Here is a 21,860-nt window from a genome sequence, read left to right as displayed (position 1 = left end):
CTCGCTTAACGTTGCCACGTCATACACGATTTTGCTCTGAATGGCTGATTCCAGACCGTTTGAGAAAGAAAATGCGCCAACAGGCAGTACTGAATCCGCAAATTGCATGATTCTGATTAAGCGGAGAGCGTTCATTTTAGTTTAATCACATGCTGGTTCAGAAACGTATTATCGACATGAACGTGTGTTGCAGAATCCTCTGCGCCACCAAATAATAAACGAGCTTCGGCGTTACTAAGAGAAGGCAATATCTCTTCGCCTTTAACAAAGGAGTAAGGCAATGCGTGAAAGCCATGGGTTTTCATGACTGAATCCATGACCTTAGTTGATACTGTTAGCGGAATATAAATCTGGTGATTTTTAATCACTGACTTCCAATGCTGGTTACCTAGGGCATGACCAAGTTCAAAGCTGGTTTTCATTACCGTCTCTGAATCTAGTGACAGCAATGATTTCAAATGAATAACCATCACATCACGCAAGCTCATCTGGACAATAACCGCCAGCCCTTTGGTTTCATCCCACAATAAAACATCGCCGTCAGACAATACCTGATGACGGTCAAGGGAAATACCTAAATCCAATCCGTTAAGGGTGGATTTACGACAACGGCTTTTTTGCGCTTCCCATTGCGAAAGCACCAAAATATCCGGCGAGATCCCTTGCAAGCGATCTCGCCAGAAAACATCTTTTTTGGCATTACCAAGAATCTGTTCAATAACAATCATAAGATAACCCCTCTGAATGCGTGGATCGGTTAATCCGGCCAGAAAAAACGTTCTCTGACCAGCAGCAAAAAATAGACTAACTAAAGAAATAGCGCTGATTGAGCGCGACTGTCCTGACCGGTTTTACTGTGGCATATTCACCATTCACCTTGACGGCAAAGGTTTCGGCATCCACTTCAATGGTGGGCGTTTCAGCATTACGCACCATGTCTTTTTTAGAGATAACCCGGCAGTTGCGAACCGCCATCACCTGACGTTCCAAACCAAGACTCTCTTTTACCCCCAGTTCCATTGCCGCCTGAGATACAAAAGTGACACAGGTTTCCTGAAGGGTTTTGCCTAATGCGCCAAACATCGGACGATAAAATGTCGGCTGAGGTGTCGGCAGCGAAGCATTTGGGTCCCCCATCACCGCCCAATTAATCATACCGCCTTTGATGACTAACTTAGGTTTTACGCCAAAGAAACGTGGCTCCCACAGCACAAGATCAGCCATTTTGCCCACTTCAACTGAACCGAGCACATGACTTATTCCCTGAGCAATCGCCGGGTTAATCGTAATTTTGGCAACGTAACGTAATACACGGAAGTTATCGTTATGTGCTGAATCTTCCGGCAACTTGCCACGAGCCGCTTTCATGGCATGAGCAGTTTGCATCACGCGCAGCCAGTTTTCTCCCACTCGTCCCATTGCCTGAGAATCACTGGAAAACATCGACAGTACACCCATATCGTGTAAAACATTCTCCGCCGCAATGGTCTCCGGGCGTACACGGCTTTCCGAAAATGCAACATCAGCCGGCACTTTGGGATTAAGGTTATGGCAAACCATAATCATATCAAATAGTTCTGCCTGACTATTGATTCCGTAAGGCAGTGTGGGATTAGTCGAGCTAGGCAACACATTCATCTGGCTGGCAACTTTAATGATATCCGGTGCATGTCCACCACCGGCGCCTTCAGTGTGAAAAGTATGAATGGTGCGACCTTCAAAAGCATCAATGGTATCCTCAACATAACCTCCCTCATTCAGGCTATCGGTATGTACCGCGACTTGAATGTCCATTTCATCCGCTACACGTAAGGCATTACGCAATGCAGAATGAGTTGCGCCCCAATCCTCGTGCACTTTCAGACCGGCAACGCCAGCTTTGATCTGTTCAACCAGCGGCATTGCTACCGCAGCATGGCCTTTTCCCAAAATACCTACGTTAACCGGTAAACCTTCAAAAGCACGCAACATACGGTGGATATGCCACGGGCCGGCGGTAACAGTAGTGCCGTTAGTGCCATCGGTGGGGCCAACACCACCGCCAAAGAAAGTTGTCACACCATTGGATAAAGCATGTTCAGCTTGTTGAGGAGAAATAAAATGAATATGGGTATCGATGCCAGCAGCCGTGAGGATGAGATGTTCTCCAGATATAGCATCAGTACTGACACCAACCACCATACCTGGCGTGACGCCATTCATCATGTTGGGGTTACCGCTTTTACCTATCCCGACAATGCGACCCCCTTTTAGGCCGACATCCGCTTTAATGACTCCTTGTCGGGCATCCAAAATCGTGACGCTGGTAATCACCAAATCCAACACGTTTTCGCTGGTCATACAGTTATCCGCACCCATACCATCACGCAGTGATTTACCTCCGCCATAGACCGATTCATCACCATAGCCACGCAGATCTTTCTCAATTTCAATAAATAGATTGGTATCACCCAAGCGGATCTTATCGCCGGTCGTTGGGCCAAAAAGACCTACATATTCCTGTCGGGAAATGGTTGGCATAATTTATTCCTTTGTTCGAAAGATTTTCCAACGTTCGTCAACTCTACCTTGAATTTATTCGATAACTTTATACCCGTCATCTTTCAAGTTGCCTCTTTGTTGGCTGCACTCGCTCACCCCGGTCACATAGCTACCTATGCTCCCGGGGATTCTCTCCCTTGCCGTCGCAATCCATCTTGAAATCCATAGGGTATATAACTCAATTCTACTACCCAGCATGCAACCAGGTTTTTTCCACAGGTTCATCAATAGCAACCAGACTTTTACCTGCCCAACCATCGACTAAATTATTAAATCCATAAACGTTTTGGTTCCCACCAATCGGGATTAATGACACTTCAATTTCGTCACCGGGTTCAATACGGATAGCGGTTGTTGCCGTGATATTAAGTCGTTTACCAAACGCCGCCGCACGATTAAATTGTAAAGCTTTATTTACCTCAAAAAAATGGAAATGAGATCCCACCTGAATAGGACGATCACCAGAATTACGAACTTTTAATTGAATAACCGGACAATCTTCATTAAAGGAGATCGGGTCTTTAGCCAGAATATATCCCCCCAATGGAGTAATATCTTCTTTATTATTTTTTTCCATCGGAAAATCTCCACGTTAAGACGTGAGTCAAGACATAAGTTAATATTTTGTCTAGATCATTTTTCCTGCTATTTACAATTTGTTTCAGCAATCATTGAATGGGATCATGCACCGTGACCAAGCGACTACCATCAGTAAATATTGCTTCAACCTGTACATGCGGAATAAGCTCAGCGACGCCATCCATCACATCTTCTTTAGTCAGAACGTGTCTGGAATCATCCATCACCTCTTCCAGTGTTTTCCCCTCTCTGGCACCTTCCAATGCAGCCGCAGTAATAATCGCAACGGCTTCAGGATAATTGAGTTTTAAACCACGAGACTTACGCTTTAATGCGACATCAGCCAGTGTATATACCATGAGTTTTTCGATTTCCCTTGGTGTTAATTGCATAAAACCCCCTAATCATTGGTTATTCCATACGGCCACACTGCTATGTCAATATATAACTTAATACGATTTTTCCAACAAACTTTATTCAAAAGCTGCTGTCCATCCGAATATTGATTGAGATAATCTTTTAGTAAAAAAGCTTTGACACAAAGACCATAATATGTCAATTAAGATCATTCTTCTCAACACAGGTTAGTCCTCTTACCTCTTATTTAAGTTTATCCAAGGTAATATTACAAGCTGATTAGTATGCCTACTTAGTGAAAAAATTATAGGTCATGAAGTCAGAAAATACTTACTATTTTTTTGACTTCTAGCAATCACCCGTAAGGCGGGTTTTACATTCACAGATTTACAGGTATTCCATATATGAATAATGTAACGGATAAAAAACGTGCTGTATCTCTTCTTGTTATTTTGATTGCCGCCAACATACTGGCTTGGGTTTGGGCATTTATCGCTTTCCGTCATCATGCGGTTATGATGGGGGCAGCCCTGCTGGCTTACGGTTATGGACTGCGCCATGCAGTTGACGCTGATCACATCGCGGCAATTGATAACGTCACCCGTAAACTGATGCAACAGGGTAAATCACCCATTGCCGTCGGCGCTTTCTTTTCTCTTGGGCACTCTACCATTGTTATTCTGGCCTGCTTCGCCATCGTCCTGACCTCTATGGCGTTTAAAGATCAAATGGGTTGGGTTCATGACTATGGCGGTATTGTTGGCACCTTAGTTTCTGCCTGCTTTCTGCTAGCAATAGCACTGATTAATTTGCTGATATTAAAAAGCGTCTATCAAAAGTTTCAGGAGCTCAAACGTGGAAGAGATCTAGCTAAAAGTGATTTTACCGAACTAGCAACAATGCCAGGGGGAATCATGACGCGCCTGTTCCACACGGTTTTCCGACTGGTAAGCAAAAGCTGGCATATGTATTTGGTCGGTTTTCTGTTTGGATTGGGTTTCGACACCGCTACCGAAGTTGGGCTATTAAGTATATCTGCCGCCGGTTCTCTCAGTGGACTTCCTCTGTGGTCGTTGATGGTATTCCCGGCGCTATTTACCAGCGGTATGGCACTCATCGACTCACTGGATAATTTTATTATGGTCGGTGCCTATGGTTGGGCATTTTCCCAACCAGCACGCAAGCTCTACTACAACATGACCATTACTGCGGCTTCCGTTGCCGTAGCGCTGTTCATTGGCGGATTGGAAGCGCTCGGACTTATCGCTGAACAGTGGGATTTGCATGGCGTTTTCTGGAACACTATCGGGGCATTAAATGACAATATGGGCAATGTTGGTTTTTGGGTCGTCGGGATTTTTATTCTGTTCTGGACCTTATCGGTGATGAATTACCGCTGGCGGGGCTACGATACGCTGGAGATTAAGTAATATTTACATAGCGGGCAATGTATTACATCCCGAAAGGTTGTTATGCTCGCTACCTAATGATAGCATTTGTATTACTAGTGATATCATTGTGAGAAGGCTATGCATAAACAAACGAAACAGACAATAACCCTTCGCTTAGATGAAGGGTTGAAAACACGTATTAAAGCACTGGCTGATGCACAAGGCATTTCTGCCCATTCTCTTATGGTACGTTCAATTGAAAGCGAAATTGATACTTTGGAGGCCAGACAACAATTTTTACGCGATGCCCAAAACGCCTGGTTAGAATATGAAACTACCGGCTTGCATTTAACTGGCGGTGAACTTTGCAATTGGCTGGATGCTCTTGCTCGTGGCGAGGACAAGGAACCCCCTGAATGCCATCTGTAATAGTCACTCCAGCAGCCATGAGAGATATAAATCGCCTTATTGATTTTTTACATCAACGCGATACAGCGGCTGCAAAGTCGGCATTTAATATCATTAGCAAACATATCCAAGCACTGGAATCTAATGTTTTAGCTGGACGGCCAACAGAAATTTATCCATTCTTTGAATTAATTATCCCTTTTGGCGGTACAGGCTATGTATTGCTATACAAAGAGCTTCCCAGAAGTAATACTCGTTACATCGTGGCTCTCCGTCACCAGAGAGAAATCAAATATAAGAAGCACTAACTTAAACATTAATAACTAGTGAACCGTAAATTAAGTAAACAACGGATGTAATCTCTGTCTCTTAATCAAGAAATTTGACTAAGAGACAGTAAATCTATCAAATCTGTAAGTTAAAACGATAGAAAATCACAGTGCACGTAGGATTGCCTCTACACTCGCTTTCGCATCACCGAACAACATTTGGCTATTGTCTTTAAAGAACAGTGGATTTTGCACACCGGCGTAACCTGTGTTCATTGAGCGTTTGAACACAACAACATTTTGTGCTTTCCAAACCTCCAGAACGGGCATACCCGCAATTGGGCTATTGGGATCTTCCTGTGCCGCAGGGTTAACAGTGTCGTTGGCGCCAATGACCAACACAGTATCGGTATCAGAGAAATCATCATTGATTTCATCCATTTCAAGAACAACGTCGTAAGGCACTTTTGCTTCTGCCAACAGCACGTTCATATGCCCAGGCAAACGCCCCGCGACGGGATGAATACCAAAGCGGACGTTGACGCCTTTCTCACGTAGTTTGTCCGTGATGTCATGTACCGGATATTGCGCCTGTGCAACAGCCATACCGTACCCCGGCGTGATGATAACAGAAGTTGAGTTTTTCAATAGTTCAGCAACGTCTTCCGCTGTGGTTTCACGGTACTCGCCCATCTCTTGCTCATCACCGGTTGAAGAACCATCAGTACCAAACCCGCCGGCAATCACACTGATAAAAGACCGATTCATGGCTTTACACATGATGTAAGAGAGAATCGCCCCCGAAGAACCAACCAGTGCACCCGTTACAATCAGCAAATCATTGCTCAACATGAAACCTGCCGCTGCCGCGGCCCAGCCCGAATAGGAGTTCAGCATTGAAACCACCACTGGCATATCAGCACCACCGATGGAAGCAACCAAATGCCAACCAAACACCAATGCAATTGCTGTCATAAGCAACAACGTGAACACTTGCAGACCTGTACTTTCCGTTTTCACAAAAGTCATCAACAGCACAAAAGAGATCACCAGCGCTGCAAGGTTTAATTTATGACGATTTGGCAACATCAACGGCTTAGAGGAAATTTTTCCACATAATTTACCAAATGCCACAACAGAACCGGTGAAGGTAACCGCACCAATGAAAACCCCCAAGAAAACTTCCGTCAGATGGATATTTTCCATCACGGGTTCTGCAAAACTATCGTGAGCAATAAAGCTATTAAAACCGACCAGCACGGCGGCCAAACCAACAAAACTGTGCAGAATAGCAACCAATTCCGGCATTTCGGTCATTTCAACTTTATTTGCCAGACGAATACCAATCACCGCACCGATCACCATCGCCAGAATAACCCAGACAACACTTCCGGTATCAGGCCCGAAAATAGTCGCAATCAACGCGATTGCCATCCCGGTGATACCAAAAATATTTCCGCGTTTAGAACTTTCATGACGAGATAAACCTGCCAGGCTGAAAATAAATAAAATGGCGGCAACAATATATGCTGCTGTAACGACTCCACTCGACATTAGTTACCCCTTAGTCCTTACGAAACATTTTCAGCATGCGTTGAGTGACAGTGAAGCCACCGAAGATATTAATGCTGGCAATAAGAACAGCAATAAATGAGAAGAAACTTACCCATCCACCATCACCAATTTGTAATAACGCCCCAACGACAATAATCCCCGAAATGGCATTAGTTACCGACATTAACGGTGTATGCAATGCATGGCTGACATTCCAGACCACGTAATAACCCACCACACAAGCCAACGCGAAAACAGTAAAGTGAGATAAGAATTCTTTTGGCGCAACATTGGCTAACCAACCGAACAAGATAACAACCAATGCCAATAAACCATATTTCAACCAAGGTGAAACGGGTTTCGCCGCTGGCTTTTCTGCTTTAACTGATGCCGGTTTTGCTTGCGGCTGAACCGAAACTTGAATGGGTGGCGCCGGCCAGGTCATTTCGCCCTCTTTGACAACTGTCACGCCACGAATAACAACATCGTCAAAATCAATATTGATTTCGCCATTTTTCTCTTTGCACAGTAACTTCAGCAAATTAACCAAGTTAGTGCCGTAGAGTTGTGAAGATTGTGTTGGCAAGCGGCTTGGCAAATCTGTGTAACCAATAATTTTCACACCATTTGCAGTAATAACCAATTTATCTGCTTGCGTTAATTCGCAGTTCCCTCCGGTCTGAGCGGCCAGATCAACAATCACACTACCCGGCTTCATGGATTCAACCATCTCTTTGGTGATAAGACGCGGAGCCGGTTTCCCTGGAATTAACGCTGTTGTTACAATGATATCAACTTCTTTTGCCTGTTCAGCAAAAAGCGCCATCTCCGCTTTAATGAAGGATTCAGACATGACTTTTGCATATCCGTCACCACTACCGGCCTCTTCTTCAAAATTCAGCTCAAGAAACTCCGCCCCCATGCTCTGAACTTGTTCTTTAACTTCAGGACGAGTATCAAATGCACGAACAACCGCGCCCAAGCTGCCCGCAGCACCCACAGCAGCTAAACCAGCAACACCGGCACCAATAATCATCACCTTGGCTGGCGGGACTTTTCCTGCCGCAGTAATCTGACCAGTAAAGAAACGACCAAATTCGTGAGCGGCTTCAACTATTGCACGATAACCGGCAATATTTGCCATAGAACTCAACGCATCCAGCGATTGTGCTCTGGAAATACGCGGTACTGAATCCATCGCCAACACCGTGACTTTGCGGTCTGATAACTTCTGCATTAACTCAGGGTTTTGTGCTGGCCAGACAAAACTAACCAACGTACACCCTTCCTTCATTAATGCAATTTCATCATCCTCAGGAGCATTAACCTTTAGAATAATATCTGAACGCCAAATATTATGACGATCAGTAACTTCAGCACCTACTTGTTGGTAAGCACTATCCTCAAAGCTAGCTAAATGCCCTGCGCCACTCTCAACAACGACATTAAATCCCAATTTCAGCAGGTGTTCCACCGTGTTCGGTGTGGCTGCAACACGTGCTTCATTGGCAAGTCGCTCCTTCGGTACACCAATACGCATAATGTTCCCTTCCTAAAGCCTAAGATTAATGATGATTATTGCTTGTTACAGTCAATTTAGCGACTAAATTAACTTTATTACTGCCATCAGTAAAATCTATCAACAAATATTTTGATAACAAATTGAAAATATTATCGATAATAGATAACTAATGCGTAAAATAACTAACTAGTATTACCGGTGTAGTATTACCGGTGTAGTATTACCCGGTGCAAATCACACTTTTAACTGAACCACTCGCTATGCTGATAAAAACTTATGGCGCCCTATCCTATAAACTTGCATTCATTCATACTGATAGCATAAATTCGTGGGACATTAGCTATTATTACATGTAATAATTATCGGCTATGTGATGCATAACCATGTTCAGCAAGTTACAACTATTTAATGCGCAAGGTGGAAGAATTTTTTATGAAGCTGAAAACAACGATCATTGCAGCAGCGGTATTCTCATTAACGGGTATTACCACTGTTCAAGCAGCTCAAGAGTTATCCCCGGAGAAAGCGGCAGAGCTGAAACCATTTAAACGTATTACGGTTACAGGCCCTTTTAATGCTATTTATGAAGCTGCCGATGCGGTTTCCCGTCGTGCAGACAAAATGGGGGCAGATGGGTTTTATATCCAAAGCCTTGACGATCTAAATAATAGCGGCAATCTGCGCGTTACAGCTGATCTGTATCACAAAGATGCAGAGGAAATTGATAATTCACCTAAATATCGTATATTCCGCGGCATCAAAGAATTACCCAAAGCAGAAGCTATAACGTTGGAACCATTCGATACAGTCACTATTAACGGCTTTTACGACAATGAACCCGATTTGAATGAAGCCATTGCAAAAGAAGCTAAGAAAAAAGGCGCTGCGGCTTTCTTTATTGTTCGTCAGGTTGCAATCAATGATGGTGGTAATCAGACAGTGACAGCTTATGTTTATAAAGATGATGCGCCAAAACGCCAAATTCAGGCTGATGAAGCTGTTATCCCGGCAGATTCCGATTCTGGACGCATTGCATTGGCTGCTGGTGGCGAATCAGCTAAGAAAGTAGAAATTCCTGGTTTAGCCTCTTCAACTTCAACCAGTAATTCTGTTGGCCGCTTCTTTGAAACCCAGTATTCTAAAGGTAAACGTTACACGGTAACGCTTCCTGATGGCACAAAAATCCAAGAATTAAATAAAATCAGCGCTGCTCAGATGGTTCCTTTTGAGTCCATCACCTTTTCAGGTTACTACAACAGCATGCCTGATGTTTCCTATGAAGTGGCTAAACGTGCCGCAGCTAAAGGTGCTAAGTACTATCATATTACCCGTGAATGGCAATCCAGCGGTGGAACCTCCACTATCAGCGCAGACTTGTTTAAATAATCTATTTAACCCAAAAAAAGGCACACATGATAATCATATGTGCTTTTTTTATTTATAAAGATAATAAAGTTATTCAAATTAGTTAGCGGATTCTAATTTCGAATCGATACAATCAATGGCGTTCTGTATCGTCACTATTTTTTCCGCTTCTTCATCATCAATAGTTATCCCGAAATGCTCTTCCAGAGCCATAATCAGTTCAACATTATCTAACGAGTCGGCACCTAATTCCTCGAATGTTTGTGTATTAAGAATTTGGGTTTCAGGTATTCCAAGTTGCTCTGCAACAACACTTTTGACACGATTCTCTAAATTTTCCACGCTGTATTTTCCTAGATGTACCAATTACAAGGGGAAACAGAAACAGGTTGTTTCCCCATTCTTCATTAACACTAAGATTAAATATTTACACGACAGTCAGGTGCATGAATGCCCCTGTGAATCTGGCACTTTCAGGGATAAAACATAACAGACGTTGATCTTTCTTCAATTTACCCGACTTCATAAGCTCATCCAACATGATATAAATAGAAGCCGATCCGGTATTTCCTTTCACTGATAAGTTAGTAAACCAACGCTCTTGTTCAATACCAAAATTAATATCTTCAAGACCCTCGGAGAATTTCATGCGGAAATATTCAGATGAGTAATGAGGCAAGAACCAATCAATAGATTCTGCCGATAAGTTACGATCAGCAACTATCCGTCTCAATGGTTCGGTAAGTGTGAATTTAACGACCCTCTCATTTAAATATCTGACATCTTGTTTGATGCAGAAAACAGAATATGCAAGCCAATCAGCCTGACTCATTTGAGCCCAACCTTTCAAACTGCCATCTGCTAACTTTTCTCCACCTGAGTACATACATGTCTCTTGCTCATTAGCAAAAGAGTAAATATCTATCCAATCAATTCGTAATGAAACACCATCAGGTCGAGGTTTGTTTTCAAGTAAAGCAGCGCCGGCACCATCAGAAAGCATCCAACGCAGAAAATCTTTTTCAAAAGCGATTTCAGGGCGTCGTTCCAGTTCTGCAACCCGAGCTTCGTTTTCACTCTGGAAATTGCGGGCATGCAATACAGTGGAAGGTACTTCCGACGTTGTTGAAACCGCATTACTTGTCGCTCCCGAGAGAACGGACAAATAAGCATATTTCATCGCTGTCATACCGGCAGCACAAGCACCGGAAGTTGAGATAACTTCACAGGGTTTATTTTTGAGCTCTCCATGAACCATGACACCATGACCCGGTATAATTTGATCAGAAGTACCACTGCTTGCTGCCAGACTTTGCATATCATCTAAAGAAAAGTGTTCATCAACCAAGCCTTTTACTGCTTCAGCCGCTAATTGAGCAGATGTATAAGTTGTCTCACCTGTCTCCGGATCCAGTGCATAATGGCGATATTTGATACCATTATTGCGAAGGACTATATGACGAGATCTTGATGGACGACCACCAACAAAACCAAGGACAGATTCCATTGTATTATTATCTATTGGGTTTCCCGGCATAAACGCGGAAACTTTAGTGATATAAACGTTGTTACTCATTTACTTATTTATCTCCTTATCATCATAGCGGGCAGAACCAGAAGGTTGTTCATAGTATTTCTGTAACTCATTAAGACGTTCTTTAAGTAATGGGGTAAGCAAACGGCGAACAACCACTGAAATAGGAAAAACAACTAGTACCATCAATATTAAATAGGTTACAAACAACGCTAATAAAGAGCGTCTTACCCATATCCCTCGTTTGCCCACACGGCAAATCAACCCGGACCAAAATCTAAATCCTCGATGCGCCGCACGTTCACCGAAAATAAAAGCTTGGTCGACAACCGCTGCTCCCATACCTTTCAACATTGGAGCATCAACTTTCTCTTTATCCGTTTTGAGCGCTGCCAACAATGCATCACCAAAACGTGTAGCATCTTTAACGTCTTCCTCCGATACGCCCGCCCGCGGTAAGCTAGGGAATGGCTGTCTTCTTCCTGTCATTAGCCATATCGGGGTTGTGAATACTGTTGCAAAAAAGTTTGCTTTATCAACAAAGACCACATTATCGCGCAAATATGCTCCACTTTCATGCAACAATCTTTTGACAGTTTCCTGAGCTATCAACCACATGTTGCGGCAAGCAATAACTGTCACCACCGGTCGGCCATTAAGTAAACGCTTTCCTTCTTCACTCTTAAGAAATGCCACTATCGGAGGAGCAGGTGATAAATACCAAACTTGGTAGCCTAATATGACCAAATCAAAAGGTTCTTCGTCTTCCAGATTCAAAGGCGCTAGCTCAGGCGGATGTAACTGCACTGTTTCTGGGAAAACATCAACAAATTTAGAAAACTTCCAGGGAAATGCAAATTCTGGAATCGGTTTCAGAATAACTTCACGGATGTATATCTCTTCAGACTCTTGCAGGGGTGAAATTAAGCTTTTTACCACCTCGATCAATTGGCCACTTTGGGAATACGACACCACAAGAACACGTTTCATATGTTCTAACCTTTATGAATATTTAATACTGAGCCATTCATCGGCACCTAAAAGATAAAAATTTTAATGACAACTGTCCTCTAACCATCTAAGAATATTTTTTGGCATACGTACATATAATCATTCCTGAAAATTAAAAACATATACAAGAAAAATAAGTTAATAAATCACAGAGTAATATTTTCACAAACAATATAAATCAAAACAGTCGTTGTCAACATGATTTTTTTATTTTTATATAAGATTAGTTTTATATCACATTGTAGGAAATTAATTAGTTACTGATAGAAAAATCAATGAAAAATATATTAACTTGAATATAAGATTAACAAAATCAATTAAAATCGAAAAAATATTTAAATTAAATCAACGAATTAAAAAACATTACATCTTTTTAATTTAATAAGATATTCATAACATTATGAAATTACATATCTAATAGATTAATTTAATAATATGACATAAAAACAAGAGATTATTATTACTTAGCAATAATATTGCATAACAAAATGAAAACTAGAGGTAAATTAGAGATAAAACTTTATCTTTCACAATTATTTTTATTAAATTTTGAGATCGATCGAAAAAATTAAAATAAAAATTACTTAATTAGTAATAACACTATACCAATGGATTTCAATATGGATCGCGACGGCAAGGGAGTGAATCCCCGGGAGCATAGATAACTATGTGACCGGGGTGAGCGAGTGCAGCCAACAAAGAGGCAACTTGAAAGATGACGGGTATAGTAATTCATGCTTATTACCTATTTACCTTAGTACAATAAACAGCATGATAAAAGTAACTCATATCAGCTTATAAAAACAAATTGTATCTCACTAAATTTACCATCAAATAATGCATAAATTTTATAGTTATTTGCATAGAAAACCATTGCATCCAGCTCATACCCTTCGTAGAATCCCCCCCTATTTCTAGGTTCAATCAGTTTGTTTCTCCGCCCTGTACAGCTTGGAAGCGATGAAAACCCGATACCCAGTTCACCTTTGTGATCAGGATAACAAACTGGTTAATAATGCAGTTTATGTCATATTAGGAACATATTTTTGGAAAAGAAACTAGGTCTCACAGCTCTTACTGCTCTGGTACTCAGCTCTATGGTCGGTGCGGGTGTTTTCAGCTTACCGCAGAATATGGCTGAAATCGCCAGCCCGGCAGCGTTAATGATCGGCTGGGGAATAACAAGTGTCGGTATCCTGTTCCTGGCTACCGCACTGTTACTGCTCTCTCGTCTTCGTCCGGATCTTGATGGAGGGATTTTCACTTATGCCAAAGAGGGCTTTGGTGAGCTAATAGGCTTCTGCTCTGCCTGGGGATATTGGTTATGCGCAGTCGTTGCCAACGTTTCCTATCTGGTTATCGTTTTTGCCGCTCTAAGTTTTTTTACTGATAAAGAAGGCATTGTCATCTTTGGTGACGGCAATACTTGGCAGTCCCTATTGGGAGAATCTATTCTACTCTGGTTCGTACATTGGTTAGTACTCCGCGGCGTTCAAACCGCAGCCGGAATCAACAAATTGGCGACAATGGCAAAATTACTGCCTTTAGGTGCTTTCATCATACTTGCCGCCATAGCTTTCAAAATGGATATCTTTCATTTCGACTTTAAAGGCATCGATCTAGGGGTTCCTGTCTGGCAACAAGTAAAAGATACCATGTTAATTACCCTTTGGGTTTTTATTGGTATTGAAGGTGCTGTTGTGGTTTCAGCCAGAGCGAAAAAACGGACAGATGTGGGTATTGCAACCATGCTGGCTGTCATTGCGGCGTTAGCAATATACATCTTGGTCACCCTACTCTCCCTTGGATTAGTACCACGACCTGAGTTAGCAGCAATGCGCAATCCATCAATGGCAAACCTGATGGTAGGACTTGTTGGTTCCGCAGGTGAAATCATTATTGCTGCCGGATTGATTGTCTCCGTCTGTGGTGCTTATCTGAGTTGGACAATCATGGCAGCCGAAGTGCCATTTATCGCTGCCCAACACGGCTCTTTTCCAAAAGTATTTAACCGGCAAAACCGCAATAATTCGCCATCATCTTCATTGTGGTTCACTAATGGCGCGGTACAACTCTCTCTCGTTTTGATCTGGTTGAGTGGAAGCAACTACAATTCATTGCTGACAATTGCATCAGAAATGATTTTAGTACCCTATTTCCTTGTCGGAGCATTTCTTTTAAAAGTCGCTTTTGATCGTAGCAATAAGGGGTTATTACTCATTGCTGTTGGAACATGCATTTATGGCATATGGCTGCTTTATGCATCCGGTTTGATGAATTTGCTATTGTCTGTTGTTCTCTATGCGCCAGGTCTTATTGTTTTTTTGTATGCACGCCGCCAAAACCCGCAGAAAAATAGCTTACATCTGGCTGAAAAGCTCACTATTGTCGCATTGCTGATAACAGCAATCCCTGCCACTGGGTTGCTAATCAAGTAATCTCGTCAGATCCAGCCATTATTTTCTTGTAATGGCTTTCTGGATTTTCATATAGCAGTTTGTTTGGTTTTTCGTTGTTCTGTCATATTTTTGTTGTTGTTATCTTTATAATTATGTTGTAACTAATATTGTTAATACAACTTGATTGGTATGATTCTTTAATCAATTCGGTTGAATTTGAAAGGTAGAGAAAGTCATATATAACAGATACATAATCTCTTAGCGTGGTTTTTTGCGTGGCTGGACCTCAACCCCCTATTCCAGATCATCATCGGCAAAGGTGTAAAACTGGTATCTATATTTGTCCTATTGGAATCGTCTCTGCCTAGAGCATTCGCACCAAAACAAAATTCGTTACGAATGCCCTGATAGAAACCAGATATTGTCCTTAAGTTATTTCAATTTGTCGGACCAATCCGCAATTGCATCCGCTGCTTCGATCGGCTTCTCAGCAGGTAGCGCGTGGCTGGCCCCGTCAATCACTGCGACAGTAACACGGTTACCGAACTCATCCTTCGCCTCCATCCGAGACGATTCAGGTCGGAACGGGTCGGAACCAGCCCGTAGATCGAGGATTGGCACCGCCCCGCCAGCCCACCAATCCTTGCGATTGGTTAGCTCGCGCGCCGAAGACTGACTTTTTATGACATCAGCATGCCAACCCTCAAGCCAAGGCGTTGGATCATTGCCTGCCGCGAAGAAGGCAAGCCTAAGTTTCGTCAGCCGCTCCTCACGAGTGGATTCAGGATCACTAATCACCATGATCGCATCCGAGAGCTCCGAGGGCCAAGATTTCGCCGCCCCTGCCAGAAGTACTATGCCACGAGTCATTTCGGGATAATCCGAAGCAATCGTCTTGGCGATCCAATGGCCATAAGCGTGCCCCACCACAATTGCCTTACCTCCCTCCGCCGCAACTACTGCCGCAAAATCGCCGGCAAAGTCGTGGAAAGTCACATTTTCCATGGGTCCGGTCGACCCCGAGATTCCGCGCGGCTCGGGCAGAGCAACGCGATAGCCGCGTGCCACTAGTTGATTCGCGAGTGGCGCAAACTCCGCTGTTCCCCTCCCGGTTGAAGCAATCATCACAATCAGCGGTCCCTCCCCGCGCATCGAATATTCGATCAGCGCCGCACCATTGGTGACGGTTTTCTGCTCTACTTCCGTGGCTAAGACGGGCTGCGCGACTGCAAACACGATGGACAAGAATCCTAATGCAAAGACGAACTGTTTCATTTTTTCCCCTTACAGAGTTAATTATAATAGAAAGTTCACATGAGAAAACTATAGAGCCATTTAATCCAGATGACTTACTTCTTAGAATAAACATTCTCAAGGAGAAAAAATATTAGCGAGAAATGATAGAACAGCAAAAAAATAACTTTTTAAGTGTAATAAATTAATTGTGATATAAATCACAATTAATTTTCTAACCAATTATTAATTAAAAGATATTCTCATTGACCAGCATAATGATTTATTACATATAATAAATAACATTAATATTAAAAAATAATCCTGTTTAAGTAAAAGATGCAGATAAAAATCTTAAATATAATATATTATCGAGTCATTCTTTGGATTTTTCATAATTAATCGCTATGATCGCCTAACTTTATCCCTAAAAAGACACATTTTGAGTTATCGTTGTTGTTATCGGATAAAAGCTATGAATATTTACATGCTGTATTGATGTTTATACAGTTCCAATTAAATCAATATTTCTACTTCCCTGACGCCATGCACGTTAGGGTTAGGATCTATTTACAATGAAAGCTAAACTGATTATTTCATCCTTACTTGTATCTTCTGTACTTATTCCTGTAGCAAATGCAGCGGACGGAAAGATTAACTTTACCGGTAATATCATCTCTAATGCTTGTAAAATCGATACTGACTCTGCGAACCAAAACGTAAACATGGGAACAATTAGCTCAACTGCATTTAGTGGTGTAGATAGTACTGCGGCTGCCACCCCCTTTAGTATTAAAATGAGTGATTGCCCACCAGAGCATACCCATGCACAAGTTAAATTTGACGGGCAGATAGACAGTAAAAATAATAATCTTCTGGCTTTATCCAATGATAAAGGTCAAGAAGTTGCTGGTGGTGTTGCTGTTGGTATCTATGAAGAAGATAATTCAACGCTAATTCCTTTGGCACAAGCTTCCAAACTCCAGGCTTTTACTGATCAAAAAACCGCAGAACTGAAGTTCATTGCAAAATATGTTGCAACAGCTCAAGCAATTAGCCCAGGATCGGGTGATGCAGTCGCTAATTTTACGATTGTTTATAACTAAAGCAGGCCAAATTTAGAACAGAACTTCATCCGCGTTTTGTTTCTAATAAAGAAGTACGGGGCATGGATGCCCGCAAATCCCACAAAATAATATAATAAAACGGAGATGTTACTGTGCAGTATCAACGTCTATTGACAATAATTTTTCTATATATCATCAGCATAAATTTCGCTATCGCAGGTGTCGTCATTGGTGGAACTCGTGTTATTTACATGAGTGACAAAAAAGAAGCGTCTATTTCTATAAATAACCCGGAAAAAGATGCCCCTTACCTGATTCAATCTTGGATCCAAGATGAAAATGACAATACGAAAACCCCTTTTATCGTTACTCCTCCCATCTTTAAACTCACAGCAGGCCATGAAAATATCCTGCGTATTGTAAAAACAGAAAGTAATCTGCCTCAAGATCGGGAATCACTTTTTTGGTTAAATGTAAAGTCTATTCCTACCTCGGTGAAATCAGATCAGAATCAATTGCAAATAACAGTTAAGTCAAAGTTTAAATTGTTTTACCGCCCTGCAAATTTAACAGAAAAGTCAAGTACCGCATACAAAAAACTCAAATTCCGTACGGAAAATAATTCATTGATCGCAGAGAACCCCACCCCTTACTTCATTTCATTCTCTTACCTTAAAGTAGATCAACATGAAATAAAACCTGCGGGCATGATTAAGCCCTTTAGCCAACTAAGCTGGCCTCTGCCGGCAAAGAACATAAAACAGGTAAATTGGAAAGCAATTAATGATTTTGGTGGTGCTACTGCCGAGGAAAAAACAACCATTTAATAAAACTATTACATTACTCTACGCCAGAAAATTAATTATGGGAAAGTACTCACAGCATAAAATTAATAAGCAACCATACAATATTGAACATTCATGGCTCTTATTAGTGCCATTTATCGCTGTTGGCGTACTTTTTTACCCGGCTAAAACTTATTCTGAAGATTATTTCAACATTCATGCACTGGAAATAGGTACTGATTTTGGTTCACCTGAAGACATTGATCTCTCTATTTTCACGCAAGATGACTATCCGCCCGGTATTTACTGGGTAGATATTTACCTTAATAGAGATAAAATAGATACCAGGAACGTAACCTTTGCCACGATAAATAATAAATTGCTACCCAAGCTGACAATTCAGCAATTACAGGATATGGGAGTAAAAGTTGATAGCTTTCCAGAGCTGATCAGTTTACCACCAGAAACAGAGTTGTCTGATTTAAGTCAATATATTCCATCAGCAAGCACCATCTTCAATTTTAGTCAGCAAAGGCTGGATATCAGTATTCCACAAGCAATATTACACAATCAGGCAAGAGGTTATGTTTCGCCTGAATTATGGCAGCAAGGATTAACTTCATTACTGATTAACTATAATTATAGTGGTTCAAATACCTGGCAAGATAATCCATCCGGCTCTACGCAGACCCATTATCTGAATCTTCGAACGGGCGTTAATTGGCAAGCATGGCGCCTACGCCATTATTCTACCTATACCAGTCGTGATAAAAGTTGGAAAAGTATTAACACCTATTTACAACGGGATATTCACGCACTAAAAGGACAATTAACGCTAGGTGATAGCTTTACCTCCTCCTATATTTTTGAGGGTGTTCAATTCCGTGGCTTACAATTAGCTTCTGATGACAATATGTTACCAGACAGCTTACAAGGTTTCGCTCCTAGTGTCCGAGGAATTGCTCAAAGTAATGCTCAAGTTACAATCAAGCAAAACGGCTATATCATTTATCAAACTTATGTTTCACCGGGCCCATTTGTCATTAATGACCTTTTCCCAACGACAACAAGTGGAGATTTGGAAGTTATTATCAAGGAAGCAGATGGTCAGGAATATCGATCAACTCAGTCTTTTTCGACGATACCGATTATGTTACGGGAAGGAGGCTTGCAATATTCGATAACACTGGGCCAATATCAATTATCAAATAATCATGGGCGAGAACCTAATTTTACCCAAGGCGCATTAATCTATGGTTTTTCTAATAATATCACTACCTATGGTGGTACGATTTTTTCAAAAGATTATCAATCCGTTGCTTTAGGATCAGGTTATAACTTTGGTATATTGGGTTCTCTCTCTTTTGACATCACTCACGCTAACACCGATTTACCATCTAATATAAGTACCAAAGGGCAATCCTACCGTTTTCAATATGCAAAAGACCTTTCATTAACAGGAACTAATTTTACTCTGGCAGGTTATCGTTATTCGACACGTGGTTTTTATGATTTTAAAGAAGCCAATGACATAGATGATGCTAATAAAAGTGACTGGCGTTACCGCACCAATAAAAGAAGTAAATTACAACTGCATATTAATCAATCTCTGGGAAATTTTGGCAGTTTATATCTGTCCGCCTTTCAACAAAATTACTGGCAACAATCTGGCTATGAACGTAATATCAACGCAGGTTATAGCACCAATTATAATAATGTTAATTACAGCTTAAATTATACCTACAGCCAACTTCCAGATACGGATAAAAATGAGCAGATCTTTTCATTCAGCATACAGATTCCATTAGATCGCTGGCTAAAAAATAGCTGGACTAGTTATAATTTTAATACCAATAAAAACAAAGATATTTCCCATCAAGTAGGTTTAAGTGGCACAGCGCTGGAAGACGATAATTTAATCTATAGTTTACAGCAGAGTTACACGAATCACGGTACTGGCGCTGGCGGTCATATTCATGCGGAATATAAAGGCGCTTATGGTCAACTTAATACTGGTTATAGCTATGATCGTCATTCGCACCAATTAAATTATGGTCTTCAAGGAGGTATTGTTGCTCACCCATACGGCATTACGCTTTCACAACATTTGGGAGATACATTGGCATTAGTCCGGGCTGATGGCGCTCAAGGAATAAAGATCCAAAATAATGTTGGTATTGCCACCGATTGGAATGGCTATGCGATTATTCCTTATGTTAGCAGTTACCGGAAAAATCGGATTGCACTGGATACGCATTCATTAGCAGATAATGTCGATATTGACGTTAATGCCCAAACCGTTATTCCTACTCGTGGGGCATTAGTCCTGGCCGATTTTAAAACCCGGATAGGTCACAGAGTTCTCATCAATCTCTATTATCAAGAAAATCCTATTCCTTTTGGTGCAGTTGTCACGTTAGAAAAACGCCATGATATCGATGAAGTAAATAGCGCTATTGTTAGTCATGAAGGGCAAGTTTACCTCACTGGTCTACCCGATAGTGGACGATTATTCGTTAAATGGGGTTATAAAGATATTCAGGAATGTGTTGTTAATTACAAATTACCGGAAAAAAGTCCTTTATCCGGTATTTATATAATAGCAGCTCACTGTAAATAACCACCCACAGGAAAACGCTATGTTTAATATTTACAATAAACTTAAATATTTTCTCATTATCACCAACTTATTAATTGGTTTGATAGTCAGTTCTTATAGTTTTGCCGCTAACTGCCAGTTTGAGAAAGGATTTAAATCAGAAATCACTCATCTCTCTTTTGGAACCTTATATGTTCCAAGGGATCAACCTATTGGCACAACAATTTATGAATATCGGGCAGATGAATTAGACAATAAAAACAATATCTTCTATTGCGATACAAATGTTAATACGTCATGGGGATACACATCCTACAAAAGTGCAGAATACAACAAGGATGCTATTTACGAGTCCGGTATTCCCGGTGTAGGTATAAGAATAAATACTTGGAGTCCCGGCTATGGTATCGACTGGTTACCCCGTATTGCTAATAACCCCGTAAGCTGCGACAATTCTGGTCGTTGGTATTGTGGTAAAACATGGGGTTATTTGACCATTCAGCTAATAAAAATAGCACCAACAACAGGTTCTGGTTTTGTCAAAAATGAGCAGTTAATTCAAGCACGGGTAAATAACCACATCGTGCATACTTACCGTTTGGGAAATACCCGAATTATTACTAAAAGCTGTTCGCTGAAAGATACCAATATTACTGTTCCTATGGGAGATATCAAAAAAATAGATTTTTCTGGTATTAATAGCACCGCAGGAGGGAAAGATTTTGAGATTATTTTAGATTGTGATGATGATGTCCAGATTCAATTAATGCTCGACGGAAAGAAAGCAAAAAATAACTTATATCACGTATGGGCGCTTGATCAAAATGATAATCATACAACTGCTTCCGGTGTAGGTATGCAAATTCTTTATAACAACCAACCTGTCATTATCCATTCACAAATCAATATTGGTAATAGCTATTCAGGTGGGAAGTTATCTATCCCTTTACACGCCCGCTATTTTCAGACCGATCGCAATATTACCCCTGGGCAGGCAAATGTAACCGCAACAATGACATTAACTTATCAGTAATTAATTTATCTGCATCAGTTATAGAAAGTTTATTTCTTGGCTGATGCGCTGTTATTTGATTGTTTTTATCTGAAAAATCTTTGAGAAAATTTCTCTTCGTGAAATCACAACATTATATATAAAATATTTTTTCTTTATTAGAGTCAATAAATGCAATAGTCGGAGTAATATAACGGCAAGGGAACGAATCCCCGGGAGCATAGATAACTATGT

General features: G+C 41.2%; 21 protein-coding genes and 1 pseudogene. 10 read left to right on the top strand and 12 right to left on the bottom strand.

The features are described from left to right. The 6 genes and pseudogenes from LGZ98_RS19735 to LGZ98_RS19710 all read right to left on the bottom strand — a co-directional run. Positions 1–135, bottom strand: a pseudogene (locus LGZ98_RS19735) (urease accessory protein UreF); the annotation flags it as partial. Next, complete coding sequence (gene ureE, locus LGZ98_RS19730) at positions 132–728, bottom strand: urease accessory protein UreE (protein ID WP_112895841.1); 597 nt, start codon at positions 726–728, stop codon at positions 132–134. The gene ureE and the pseudogene LGZ98_RS19735, both read right to left, overlap by 4 nt. 76 nt (positions 729–804) lie before the next feature. Next, on the bottom strand, positions 805–2,520 hold the full coding sequence (locus tag LGZ98_RS19725; RefSeq protein WP_262978452.1) for an urease subunit alpha: 1,716 nt from the start codon (positions 2,518–2,520) through the stop codon (positions 805–807). Between the two features lie 54 nt (positions 2,521–2,574). Next, a complete protein-coding gene (locus tag LGZ98_RS19720; RefSeq protein ID WP_158536452.1) occupies positions 2,575–2,739 on the bottom strand; it encodes a hypothetical protein in 165 nt (54 codons plus the stop codon). Continuing rightward, positions 2,729–3,118: an urease subunit beta gene (locus tag LGZ98_RS19715; protein ID WP_113040599.1), complete on the bottom strand. Its 390-nt coding sequence runs from the start codon at positions 3,116–3,118 to the stop codon at positions 2,729–2,731. Before LGZ98_RS19715 ends, LGZ98_RS19720 begins: the two co-directional genes overlap by 11 nt. Before the next feature lie 91 nt (positions 3,119–3,209). After that, on the bottom strand, positions 3,210–3,512 hold the full coding sequence (locus LGZ98_RS19710; RefSeq protein ID WP_113040600.1) for an urease subunit gamma: 303 nt from the start codon (positions 3,510–3,512) through the stop codon (positions 3,210–3,212). A gap of 369 nt (positions 3,513–3,881) precedes the next feature. On the opposite strand from LGZ98_RS19710, the gene LGZ98_RS19705 reads away from it, so the two are divergent. The 3 genes from LGZ98_RS19705 (at position 3,882) to LGZ98_RS19695 (ending at position 5,584) form a co-directional block, all read left to right on the top strand. Then, the gene (locus LGZ98_RS19705) at positions 3,882–4,907 is read left to right on the top strand and encodes a HoxN/HupN/NixA family nickel/cobalt transporter (protein ID WP_113040601.1); all 1,026 of its coding nucleotides are present in this window, start codon (positions 3,882–3,884) and stop codon (positions 4,905–4,907) included. A 99-nt stretch (positions 4,908–5,006) separates the two neighbouring features. Further along, positions 5,007–5,297, top strand: a complete 291-nt coding sequence (locus LGZ98_RS19700) for a CopG family ribbon-helix-helix protein (RefSeq protein WP_113040602.1) — start codon at positions 5,007–5,009, stop codon at positions 5,295–5,297. Next, positions 5,285–5,584 (top strand): type II toxin-antitoxin system RelE/ParE family toxin, encoded by a 300-nt coding sequence (locus LGZ98_RS19695; RefSeq protein WP_113040603.1) that lies wholly within the window; start codon positions 5,285–5,287, stop codon positions 5,582–5,584. The genes LGZ98_RS19700 and LGZ98_RS19695 overlap by 13 nt, the downstream gene beginning before the upstream one ends. Before the next feature lie 126 nt (positions 5,585–5,710). Here LGZ98_RS19695 and pntB read toward each other — a convergent pair whose 3' ends face one another. Both pntB and pntA read right to left on the bottom strand, forming a co-directional pair. Then, entirely contained in the window at positions 5,711–7,099 is a 1,389-nt protein-coding gene (gene pntB, locus LGZ98_RS19690) for a Re/Si-specific NAD(P)(+) transhydrogenase subunit beta (protein WP_113040604.1), read from the bottom strand. Positions 7,100–7,109: 10 nt separating this feature from the next. Then, complete coding sequence (gene pntA, locus LGZ98_RS19685) at positions 7,110–8,639, bottom strand: Re/Si-specific NAD(P)(+) transhydrogenase subunit alpha (RefSeq protein ID WP_113040605.1); 1,530 nt, start codon at positions 8,637–8,639, stop codon at positions 7,110–7,112. 414 nt (positions 8,640–9,053) lie between these two features. On the opposite strand from pntA, the gene ydgH reads away from it, so the two are divergent. Then, positions 9,054–10,007: a DUF1471 family protein YdgH gene (ydgH, locus tag LGZ98_RS19680; protein WP_262978451.1), complete on the top strand. Its 954-nt coding sequence runs from the start codon at positions 9,054–9,056 to the stop codon at positions 10,005–10,007. A gap of 78 nt (positions 10,008–10,085) precedes the next feature. On the opposite strand, the gene stlE is transcribed toward ydgH, so the two are convergent. From stlE to stlC, 3 genes are all read right to left on the bottom strand, one after another. After that, the gene (gene stlE / locus LGZ98_RS19675; protein ID WP_036775642.1) at positions 10,086–10,328 is read right to left on the bottom strand and encodes a stilbene biosynthesis acyl carrier protein StlE; all 243 of its coding nucleotides are present in this window, start codon (positions 10,326–10,328) and stop codon (positions 10,086–10,088) included. Positions 10,329–10,413: 85 nt separating this feature from the next. Further along, positions 10,414–11,562, bottom strand: coding sequence for a beta-ketosynthase StlD (stlD, locus tag LGZ98_RS19670; RefSeq protein ID WP_113040608.1), 1,149 nt, complete (start codon positions 11,560–11,562; stop codon positions 10,414–10,416). Next, on the bottom strand, positions 11,563–12,510 hold the full coding sequence (gene stlC / locus LGZ98_RS19665; RefSeq protein ID WP_262978450.1) for a stilbene biosynthesis aromatase StlC: 948 nt from the start codon (positions 12,508–12,510) through the stop codon (positions 11,563–11,565). Positions 12,511–13,200: 690 nt separating this feature from the next. Here stlC and LGZ98_RS19660 point away from each other — a divergent pair. Together LGZ98_RS19660 and LGZ98_RS19655 are read left to right on the top strand one after the other, a co-directional pair. Beyond that, on the top strand, positions 13,201–13,332 hold the full coding sequence (locus LGZ98_RS19660; RefSeq protein ID WP_262405092.1) for a hypothetical protein: 132 nt from the start codon (positions 13,201–13,203) through the stop codon (positions 13,330–13,332). Positions 13,333–13,577: 245 nt separating this feature from the next. After that, positions 13,578–14,969 carry an amino acid permease gene (locus LGZ98_RS19655; protein ID WP_113040610.1) on the top strand — a complete coding sequence of 464 codons (1,392 nt, stop codon included), beginning with the start codon at positions 13,578–13,580 and terminating at the stop codon, positions 14,967–14,969. A 393-nt stretch (positions 14,970–15,362) separates the two neighbouring features. On the opposite strand, the gene LGZ98_RS19650 is transcribed toward LGZ98_RS19655, so the two are convergent. Continuing rightward, positions 15,363–16,205: an alpha/beta fold hydrolase gene (locus tag LGZ98_RS19650; RefSeq protein ID WP_113040611.1), complete on the bottom strand. Its 843-nt coding sequence runs from the start codon at positions 16,203–16,205 to the stop codon at positions 15,363–15,365. A 533-nt stretch (positions 16,206–16,738) separates the two neighbouring features. Between LGZ98_RS19650 and LGZ98_RS19645 the strand changes: the two genes are divergently transcribed. From LGZ98_RS19645 to LGZ98_RS19630, 4 genes are all read left to right on the top strand, one after another. Then, positions 16,739–17,269, top strand: a complete 531-nt coding sequence (locus LGZ98_RS19645) for a fimbrial protein (RefSeq protein ID WP_113040612.1) — start codon at positions 16,739–16,741, stop codon at positions 17,267–17,269. Positions 17,270–17,382: 113 nt separating this feature from the next. Beyond that, complete coding sequence (locus tag LGZ98_RS19640; RefSeq protein ID WP_228902816.1) at positions 17,383–18,057, top strand: fimbrial biogenesis chaperone; 675 nt, start codon at positions 17,383–17,385, stop codon at positions 18,055–18,057. A gap of 37 nt (positions 18,058–18,094) precedes the next feature. Further along, entirely contained in the window at positions 18,095–20,635 is a 2,541-nt protein-coding gene (locus tag LGZ98_RS19635; protein ID WP_262978449.1) for a fimbria/pilus outer membrane usher protein, read from the top strand. A 19-nt stretch (positions 20,636–20,654) separates the two neighbouring features. Next, positions 20,655–21,647 carry a fimbrial protein gene (locus LGZ98_RS19630; RefSeq protein WP_262978448.1) on the top strand — a complete coding sequence of 331 codons (993 nt, stop codon included), beginning with the start codon at positions 20,655–20,657 and terminating at the stop codon, positions 21,645–21,647. Positions 21,648–21,860: the final 213 nt, after the last annotated feature.

The sequence above is a fragment of the Photorhabdus kayaii genome (assembly GCF_025384895.1).
GTDB lineage: Bacteria > Pseudomonadota > Gammaproteobacteria > Enterobacterales > Enterobacteriaceae > Photorhabdus > Photorhabdus kayaii.
Note: the sequence above shows the minus strand (reverse complement) of the source record. Positions and strands in the feature narration are given on the sequence as shown.

Bases quoted from the DNA above. Each gene is read 5' to 3' on its own strand.
- LGZ98_RS19695 (WP_113040603.1), top strand. From the start codon at position 5,285: ATGCCATCTGTAATAGTCACTCCAGCAGCCATGAGAGATATAAATCGC.
- stlD (WP_113040608.1), bottom strand. From the start codon at position 11,562: ATGAGTAACAACGTTTATATCACTAAAGTTTCCGCGTTTATGCCGGGA.
- stlC (WP_262978450.1), bottom strand. From the start codon at position 12,510: ATGAAACGTGTTCTTGTGGTGTCGTATTCCCAAAGTGGCCAATTGATC.
- LGZ98_RS19635 (WP_262978449.1), top strand. From the start codon at position 18,095: ATGGGAAAGTACTCACAGCATAAAATTAATAAGCAACCATACAATATT.
- ydgH (WP_262978451.1), top strand. From the start codon at position 9,054: ATGAAGCTGAAAACAACGATCATTGCAGCAGCGGTATTCTCATTAACG.
- LGZ98_RS19720 (WP_158536452.1), bottom strand. From the start codon at position 2,739: ATGCTGGGTAGTAGAATTGAGTTATATACCCTATGGATTTCAAGATGG.
- ureE (WP_112895841.1), bottom strand. From the start codon at position 728: ATGATTGTTATTGAACAGATTCTTGGTAATGCCAAAAAAGATGTTTTC.
- LGZ98_RS19710 (WP_113040600.1), bottom strand. From the start codon at position 3,512: ATGCAATTAACACCAAGGGAAATCGAAAAACTCATGGTATATACACTG.
- LGZ98_RS19700 (WP_113040602.1), top strand. From the start codon at position 5,007: ATGCATAAACAAACGAAACAGACAATAACCCTTCGCTTAGATGAAGGG.
- LGZ98_RS19645 (WP_113040612.1), top strand. From the start codon at position 16,739: ATGAAAGCTAAACTGATTATTTCATCCTTACTTGTATCTTCTGTACTT.
- pntA (WP_113040605.1), bottom strand. From the start codon at position 8,639: ATGCGTATTGGTGTACCGAAGGAGCGACTTGCCAATGAAGCACGTGTT.
- pntB (WP_113040604.1), bottom strand. From the start codon at position 7,099: ATGTCGAGTGGAGTCGTTACAGCAGCATATATTGTTGCCGCCATTTTA.
- LGZ98_RS19630 (WP_262978448.1), top strand. From the start codon at position 20,655: ATGTTTAATATTTACAATAAACTTAAATATTTTCTCATTATCACCAAC.
- LGZ98_RS19705 (WP_113040601.1), top strand. From the start codon at position 3,882: ATGAATAATGTAACGGATAAAAAACGTGCTGTATCTCTTCTTGTTATT.
- LGZ98_RS19725 (WP_262978452.1), bottom strand. From the start codon at position 2,520: ATGCCAACCATTTCCCGACAGGAATATGTAGGTCTTTTTGGCCCAACG.
- LGZ98_RS19650 (WP_113040611.1), bottom strand. From the start codon at position 16,205: ATGAAACAGTTCGTCTTTGCATTAGGATTCTTGTCCATCGTGTTTGCA.
- LGZ98_RS19715 (WP_113040599.1), bottom strand. From the start codon at position 3,118: ATGGAAAAAAATAATAAAGAAGATATTACTCCATTGGGGGGATATATT.